The organism is Yoonia sp. (assembly GCF_046292185.1).
Lineage (GTDB): Bacteria > Pseudomonadota > Alphaproteobacteria > Rhodobacterales > Rhodobacteraceae > Yoonia.
Genome location: NZ_JBKBQY010000135.1, coordinates 1 through 5854, shown reverse-complemented (window position 1 = coordinate 5854; position 5854 = coordinate 1). Strand labels below are relative to the sequence as shown.

Sequence of the window (5854 nt, the reverse complement as noted above, 5' to 3'; positions counted from 1 at the left end):
GGGCCGGTCATCTTTGATTGTCTGGTGGAAAAGCACGAAAACTGCTTCCCGATGATCCCCTCGGGCAAGCCGCATAACGAAATGCTGCTCGGCGATGCATCCACCAAGGATGCCATTCAGGCCGGCGGCGCGGTGCTGGTATGAGGATCATTGCGTATGTAATTGTCTCTATCGTCACTTTATCTGCATCAGCAGTCTGGGCGGATGAAAATGGCATTTTTGCTGTGACGGGTCAGGACTTGGTCGAATGCAATAACTTGGGAAAAGTGATTGCTGATTATGCCAGCGCCAAACATCAGGGAACCTCAGAGGCAGATATGCGCGTGGCAATGGTCTCTGGGGGAGTTGATGATTGGGTTATCGACGTGGTTCTCACGACATTGGTTTCAATCGATGCCGAAAACCCCTCGACCTATCAATCATACGCCGCCTCGCAATGCGTGGTTGACCGTCTCAATCTAATCTCGACAGGACAATAACATCATGTCACCGCTCAAGATCAAAAAAGGCTCTACCAGCCATTCCGCCTATGACCTGCGGCCCAGCTATTCCGACACTGTGGAACGGCACACATTGGCCGTGCTGGTCGAAAACGAACCCGGCGTGCTGGCGCGTGTCATCGGCCTGTTCGCCGGGCGCGGCTACAATATCGAAAGCCTGACCGTCGCCGAAGTGGACCATCAGGGCCACCGCAGCCGCATCACCATCGTCACCACCGGCACGCCGCAGATCATCATCCAGATCAAGGCGCAACTGGGCCGGATCATCGATGTGCATAAAGTCAACGACCTGACCGTCGAAGGCCCCAGCGTCGAACGCGAACTGGGCCTGTTCAAGGTCGCAGGCAAGGGCGATCACCGGGTCGAGGCGTTGCGCCTTGCCGATATCTTCCGCGCCAATGTGGTGGACAGCACGCTGGAATCCTTCGTCTTTGAAATCACCGGCACGCCGGAAAAAATCGACGCTTTCGCCGATCTGATGCGGCCTTTGGGCCTGCAAGAGGTGGCGCGCACAGGTGTCGCCGCCTTGTCGCGGGGTGCTGTCTGATCCGCCGCGCCGCGCGGGAGTATTTTTGGAAAATAGAAGGGCGGGATGAAACGCGCTCTGTGCGGTAAATGGGCGCGCGATACCTGGGTACGGTGCGGACTGTCGCGGGTGAGCCTATCGCGCCGGTGCCTGTCACCTCTGAAAACAGGGCCGAGGCCCCATCTTCAGAAGAACGAAGCCGTTACATATTGATCGCACGCACCAAACGGACGCCCCAATCCGCGTCAGGGTTCGTGGTGCCGTCGCCAAGTCTTTCCTGCATCACCGCGACCCCGAGATCCCTGCGGGCGGGCAGCCGATCCCGTTCGGCAGCGGACAGGGCTGGCGCGATCTCTTCGCGCGTCAGATCCGTGCAGTAGACCGGTGCGCCCGGCTGCTGACGCCACGAATCCGCGAGCGTGCCGGAATAAACCGCGTCCAGCCCTGTATCCTCGACCAGTGCCATCACCACGTCACGGTCGCGGTCGCGGTCGGCGGCCACGGGAATGGCAAGTCGCCCCACCTCTCCCTTCGGCTTTCGCTTGTGTGCCAGCGACGCCGATCCGATCGCATTCCAGGCCTTGGCGATTGGTCGGCCAAGCTGCTCTGCGACCCACAGGCTTTCCACCTGACCCGCCTCGATTGCGTCGATGGTGGTGTCGCGGAACGGATAGTAGTTCGACGTGTCGATCACCACCGTCTCTTGCGGAAGCGCGCCGACGCGTGAGGCGATTCCGGGAATGGCGTTGAGCGGGATCGAGAGAATAACCGCGTCGACATCGCGCAATGCGTCTTCGGTTGTGACCGCCCGCGCTCCGGAGGTCAGCAGGTCGGGGTCGATTGTCTCCGGCCCGCGGGAATTGGCCACTTTGACGTCATGTCCTGCTGCGCTCAGTTCCTGAACCAGTGTCTTGCCGATATGGCCGGTGCCGAGAATGCCGATTTTCATGTCATGTCCTTTGCGATGTTTGCGCGGTCTTACAATACCGCCTCCTCATCGCTATTTGTGGAGTAGATAAGAAATCAGCAAGAACCTACCAAAAGGTGGGTAACGCACCTGGAGAAAAGTCATGGAACGCGACTGGCGATGCGACGACCCCAAACAGCAGCTTGTCTGGGCGGCCGCGACCAGCGAGACGCTGCGCGTGCTGGAAGGCAAATGGAAGATCGTCATCATCGTCCAGCTTTTCGCGTCCAAAACCCCCCTGCGGTTCTCGGAACTGGAGCGCCGCATCGAGGGCGTGAATCAGAAAATGCTTATCCAGCAGCTCAAAGGGCTGGAAAAAGACGGCATTGTGGTCCGCACCGTCTATCCGGAGGTGCCCCCACGCGTCGAGTATACCTTGACCGACCTAGGAAAAAGGCTCGGGCCGTCCATAGAGGCACTGGTGGATTGGGCGTTCTTGCGCGTCGAGACGGGCGACGCATGATCACCCGCCTGGAATCGTCTTCGTAGACCCCTTAACGCGGCAGCAGCCCCTCGGCCTCACCGGCGGCGATTTCATCGGCGTCCAGCAAGCCGTCGTTGTTGCTGTCCAGCCGGTCGAAATCATCATCGCTGAAATCCGGCAGCGCGGCGCGGATTTCGGCAAGGCTGTACATCCCGTCACCGTTGATATCGATATCGGCATTCTGCGCCATGGCGGGCAGCGCCAGCAGCAGGGCGGCCATAGGGGCCAGCAGGATTTTATGCATCGTCATCTCCTCGATCAGATGATCCCTATCTGGGGGCCGCGCGCAAAGATCACAAGGGCCAACCACTTGCCCCCGGCGCGCACAGACGACAAGGTGCGACCAAGCGCAGAAGGACCCGACCATGACCGCACGCAAGATCATCATCGACACCGACCCCGGACAGGACGACGCCGTCGCCATCCTGCTTGCCCTCGCCTCTCCGGCGGAGATCGAGGTGCTGGGCATCACCGCCGTCGCAGGCAATGTGCCACTGCCCCTGACCGAAAAGAACACCCGCATCGTCTGCGAACTGGCCGGACGCCCCGATATCAAGGTTTACGCTGGCTGCGACGCGCCCCTGTCGCGCCCTCTGGTCACCGCCGAACATGTGCATGGCAAAACCGGTCTTGACGGCCCGCAGATGGCCGACCCCACCATGCCGCTGCAGGATCAGCATGCCGTCGATTTCATCATCCAGACCCTGCGCGATGAACCCAGCGGCACGGTCACGCTCGTGCCCATCGGCCCGCTGACCAATATCGCCACGGCGTTTCTGCGCGCCCCCGATATCATTCCGCGTGTGCAGGAAATCGTGCTGATGGGTGGGGCCTATTTCGCGGTGGGCAACATCACCCCGGCGGCGGAATTCAACATCTATGTCGATCCCGAAGCGGCCAAGATCGTGTTCGCCGCAGGCGTCCCGCTGGTGGTGATGCCGCTGGATGTGACGCATAAGGCGCTGACCACGCGCGCCCGCATCGACGCCTTCCGCGCGATGGGGACCAAGGTCGGTGATATGGTCGCCGCCTGGACCGATTTCTTTGAACGGTTCGATATGGAAAAATACGGATCAGAGGGCGCGCCTTTGCACGACCCCTGCACCGTGGCCTATCTGATCGACCCCAGCCTGTTTACCGGTCGCCTGATCAATGTGGAGATTGAGACGGGGTCGGAACTCACCCTCGGGATGACAGTTGCAGATTGGTGGGGCATCACCGACCGCCCCAAAAACGCGCTGTTCATCGGCGATATCGATGCCGAACGGTTCTATGCCCTGCTGGCCGAAAGACTTGCCCTGTTATGAAGATCACCTTCGACAATTCCTATGCCGCCCTGCCCGCGCAGATGTTCACCCCGCAATTGCCGACGCCCGTCGCCAGTCCCGCGATCTTTGCGCGCAATGACGCGCTGGCTGCAACGCTCGGCATCGACCTGCATGCGCCCGATGCCGCGCAGGTGTTCGCTGGCAACCATATCCCCGACGGGGCGACCCCCTTGGCACAGGCCTATGCCGGGCATCAGTTCGGCCATTGGAACCCGCAACTGGGCGATGGCCGCGCGATCCTGCTGGGCGAGGTGATCGGCAGCGACAACATCCGCCGCGATATCCAGCTCAAAGGGTCCGGTCCCACCCCCTATTCCCGCTCCGGCGACGGGCGCGCCTGGCTCGGCCCGGTGATGCGCGAATATCTGGTGTCAGAGGCGATGCATGCGATGGGCGTGCCCACCACCCGCGCGCTGGCCGCCGTGACCACGGGTGAGGATGTCTACCGCGAAACCCGCCTCCCCGGTGCGATCATCACCCGCGTGGCCCAAAGCCATATCCGCGTCGGCACCTTTCAATTCTTTGCCGCGCGCCGCGATCTGGACGCCCTGCGCGCCCTGACCGACCATGTCATCGCCCGGCATTACCCCGATGCGGATGGCCCTGCCGCCCTGCTCGACGCCGTGATCGCGCGCTATGCGCAATTGGTGGCGCATTGGATGGGCTTGGGTTTCGTGCATGGCGTGATGAACACCGATAATGTCAGCATCGCGGGCGAGACGATCGATTACGGCCCCTGCGCCTTTATCGATGCCTTCAGCCATGGCGCTGTCTATAGCGCGATTGACCAGCAGGGCCGCTATGCCTATGCCAACCAGCCGCAGATCGCCGCCTGGAACATGGCGCAATTTGCCACAGCACTGATCCCCCTGATGGATGACGCGGACAAGGCGGTCGCAGATTTCACCGCCGCCGTGCATAACTTTGCGCCGGTCTATGGCAAGGCATGGCTGGGGGTCTTTGCCGCCAAACTGGGAATTGCGGACCCCGGTTCAAAGGACATGCCCCTGATCACCGATCTGCTGGCGCTGATGGAACAGGACGGCGCCGATTTCACCGCCACCTTCGCCGCGCTCAGCGGCGGTCAGGCGCGCGATCAGTTCATCGACCGCGCTGCATTCGATGCGTGGTCTGCGCGGTGGGAACCGCGCAAGGCACCGGATGCCGACAGGATCATGGCAAGCGCCAATCCGCAGATCATCCCGCGCAACCACCGCGTGGAGGCGGCGATCAGCGCAGGTGTCGCAGGGGATTTCGCGCCATTCGACGCGCTGCTGGCCGCCGTGACGCAGCCCTATCAGGCAAATCCCGATTTCGCGCGGCCACCGCTCATCGATGAAATCGTCACCCGCACCTTTTGCGGGACATGACGCCCCGGAGCAAGCCCGGGGCGCCAGTGTTGGTCACACCCCGGACTTGATCCGGGGCCTCGCCCCGCGTTTACTCGACCACCCTTACCGCTGCCATCACATCCGGCGCGCCGATCACCGCGCCATTGGCACCGGCACCGCGCTTGATCGCGTCGACGATCTCCATCCCTTCGGTCACTTCACCCACAACGGTATATTGACCGTTCAGGAAATAGCCCGGTTCGAACATGATGAAGAATTGGCTGTTGGCGCTGTCAGGGTCCTGCGACCGGGCCATGCCGACCACGCCGCGTTCAAACGGCAGATCGGAAAACTCCGCCGGGATATTGCCAAGATCGGACCCGCCAGTACCGGCACGGGACATATCCGCGCCCATCACGCCGTTTTCGACATCGCCGGTCTGCGCCATGAACCCGTCGATCACCCGGTGAAAGACGACATTGTCATAATCGCCCGCTTCCGCAATCGCGGTGATCTGGGCGACATGCAAAGGCGCCACATCCTCGAACAGGTCGATGACAATCGTGCCATTGGCTTCACCGGCAATATCAATCTCAAGCCCGGCGGCATAGGCGGGGCTGGCCAGCAAGGCCGCTGCGATCAATGACTTATACATCAGCCGCCACCTTCACGCTGATCATCCGGTCGGGGTTCGCAGGCGGCTCACCCTTGGTGATGC

At 61.6% G+C, this 5854-nt stretch carries 8 protein-coding genes and 1 pseudogene; 5 read left to right on the top strand and 4 right to left on the bottom strand.

Features of this window, described 5'->3' with window-relative positions:
* Positions 1–140 precede the first annotated feature (140 nt).
* Positions 141–479: a hypothetical protein gene (locus ACK4TM_RS16665; protein WP_409703446.1), complete on the top strand. Its 339-nt coding sequence runs from the start codon at positions 141–143 to the stop codon at positions 477–479.
* A 4-nt stretch (positions 480–483) separates the two neighbouring features.
* Entirely contained in the window at positions 484–1047 is a 564-nt protein-coding gene (gene ilvN / locus ACK4TM_RS16660) for an acetolactate synthase small subunit (RefSeq protein WP_409703443.1), read from the top strand.
* Positions 1048–1228: 181 nt separating this feature from the next.
* Here the strand turns inward: ilvN and ACK4TM_RS16655 are convergent, their stop codons facing one another.
* On the bottom strand, positions 1229–2011 hold the full coding sequence (locus ACK4TM_RS16655) for an NADPH-dependent F420 reductase (protein ID WP_409703449.1): 783 nt from the start codon (positions 2009–2011) through the stop codon (positions 1229–1231).
* Between the two features lie 85 nt (positions 2012–2096).
* On the opposite strand from ACK4TM_RS16655, the gene ACK4TM_RS16650 reads away from it, so the two are divergent.
* Positions 2097–2456 (top strand): winged helix-turn-helix transcriptional regulator, encoded by a 360-nt coding sequence (locus ACK4TM_RS16650; protein ID WP_409703440.1) that lies wholly within the window; start codon positions 2097–2099, stop codon positions 2454–2456.
* Positions 2457–2487: 31 nt separating this feature from the next.
* Here ACK4TM_RS16650 and ACK4TM_RS16645 read toward each other — a convergent pair whose 3' ends face one another.
* Positions 2488–2721, bottom strand: a complete 234-nt coding sequence (locus ACK4TM_RS16645) for a hypothetical protein (RefSeq protein ID WP_409703437.1) — start codon at positions 2719–2721, stop codon at positions 2488–2490.
* Between the two features lie 121 nt (positions 2722–2842).
* Between ACK4TM_RS16645 and ACK4TM_RS16640 the strand changes: the two genes are divergently transcribed.
* Together ACK4TM_RS16640 and ACK4TM_RS16635 are read left to right on the top strand one after the other, a co-directional pair.
* Positions 2843–3784, top strand: coding sequence for a nucleoside hydrolase (locus ACK4TM_RS16640; RefSeq protein WP_409703434.1), 942 nt, complete (start codon positions 2843–2845; stop codon positions 3782–3784).
* Complete coding sequence (locus ACK4TM_RS16635) at positions 3781–5175, top strand: protein adenylyltransferase SelO (RefSeq protein ID WP_409703431.1); 1395 nt, start codon at positions 3781–3783, stop codon at positions 5173–5175. The genes ACK4TM_RS16640 and ACK4TM_RS16635 overlap by 4 nt, the downstream gene beginning before the upstream one ends.
* A 70-nt stretch (positions 5176–5245) precedes the next feature.
* On the opposite strand, the gene ACK4TM_RS16630 is transcribed toward ACK4TM_RS16635, so the two are convergent.
* Both ACK4TM_RS16630 and ACK4TM_RS16625 read right to left on the bottom strand, forming a co-directional pair.
* Positions 5246–5791, bottom strand: a complete 546-nt coding sequence (locus ACK4TM_RS16630) for a peptidylprolyl isomerase (RefSeq protein WP_409703428.1) — start codon at positions 5789–5791, stop codon at positions 5246–5248.
* A pseudogene (locus ACK4TM_RS16625) lies at positions 5784–5854 on the bottom strand (peptidylprolyl isomerase); the annotation flags it as partial. The gene ACK4TM_RS16630 and the pseudogene ACK4TM_RS16625, both read right to left, overlap by 8 nt.